Origin of the sequence: Vibrio sp. Vb0598 (assembly GCF_033338935.1) — a bacterium.
In the GTDB taxonomy this organism is placed as follows: Bacteria; Pseudomonadota; Gammaproteobacteria; order Enterobacterales; family Vibrionaceae; genus Vibrio; species Vibrio alginolyticus.
The window spans coordinates 1-1,253 of the sequence record NZ_JAWOTP010000169.1 but is presented as its reverse complement, the minus strand read 5'-3'; the positions used below and the strand labels follow the sequence as shown (position 1 = coordinate 1,253).

Annotated in this window: 1 protein-coding gene and 1 pseudogene; one reads left to right on the top strand and one right to left on the bottom strand. The window is 42.7% G+C overall.

Features of this window, described 5'->3' with window-relative positions:
• Positions 1 to 100: 100 nt before the first annotated feature.
• A complete protein-coding gene (locus R7Q38_RS23805; RefSeq protein WP_005496082.1) occupies positions 101 to 859 on the bottom strand; it encodes a Nif3-like dinuclear metal center hexameric protein in 759 nt (252 codons plus the stop codon).
• 137 nt (positions 860 to 996) lie between these two features.
• On the opposite strand from R7Q38_RS23805, the pseudogene R7Q38_RS23800 reads away from it, so the two are divergent.
• A pseudogene (locus R7Q38_RS23800) lies at positions 997 to 1,253 on the top strand (DUF1853 family protein); the annotation flags it as partial.

Here is a 1,253-nt window from a genome sequence, read left to right as displayed (position 1 = left end):
GCTTCATGAGCGCGAATAATCGTTACGAGAGTTATCAGATAAACAAAAGGGTTGAGATGTAAGTCTCAACCCTTTTTAGTTTTAACGATAAAAATACACGCTACACTGGATTATCAATATCCACAAACTCGACATCTAAACCGTATTCATCGGCTAACCACTTACCAAGTGCTTTGATGCCATAACGCTCTGTTGCATGGTGACCCGCAGCAAAATAGTGGATGTCCATCTCACGAGCGGTGTAAGTTGTTCGCTCCGAAATTTCGCCAGAAATGAATGCATCTAATCCATGCTGAACCGCAAGTTCAATGAAATCTTGTCCGCCGCCAGTACACCAACCAACGGTTTCGATCATTTTCTCCGCATTATCTGGAGCGATATGCAGAGGCTCTCGATTAAGTGCTTGGTTGATATTGCTCGCAAATTGAGAACCAGTCATCGGTTTTTTCAAGCGTCCAAATAGGGCGACAGACTGCGGATGACCTTCTAACCCACCGTCGATTTCAATATCAAGAAGACGAGCAAGCTCTGCGTTGTTACCAAGTTCAGGATGAATGTCGAGCGGTAGATGGTAGCCGTACAGATTAATGTCACTTTTAATTAGGCTACGAATTCGCTTACCTTTCATACCGCGAATGGGTTCTGGCTCCCCTTTCCAAAAATAACCATGGTGGACCAATAACGCATCGGCTCTGAGTTCAATCGCTTTATCAATTAATGCTTGAGAAGCAGTTACTCCAGTAACTACGCGCTTGATCTGTGGACAGCCTTCAACCTGTAAGCCATTTGGCGCGTAATCTTTAATTAACTCGGGCGAGAGTTTGCTGTTGAGAATCTTTTCTAACTGTAAATTATTCATTATCACTTCCAATTTCCAGCGAGTACCTCAAAGTGTATATCGAACTATGACACTGATGCTAGCTACCCTATTCTACTAACCAAATTTAGTTACAATAACGAGGCTCGCTGCTTTATCAACATCACTAAGGAATCAGGATGAATCAACTGCAACGTCTTTATCAATGGATCACCTCTTCTCCTCCTCTTTTTCAGTTGCTCCCTCCTTTTGCTACATTGGAAGACTTATCGATTAAACCTCTGGGTGAATCTGAAGAGTACCAAGGGAACCCGAGACTGGGTTTTTTGTATCAGCATTTATGTACCGCTGCACTTGCTAATTCAGAACAATATGAAATTCTTGCAGAAGAAATTCAACTCAACGATAGCGACGGAAAAACCATTGGTGCGATAGA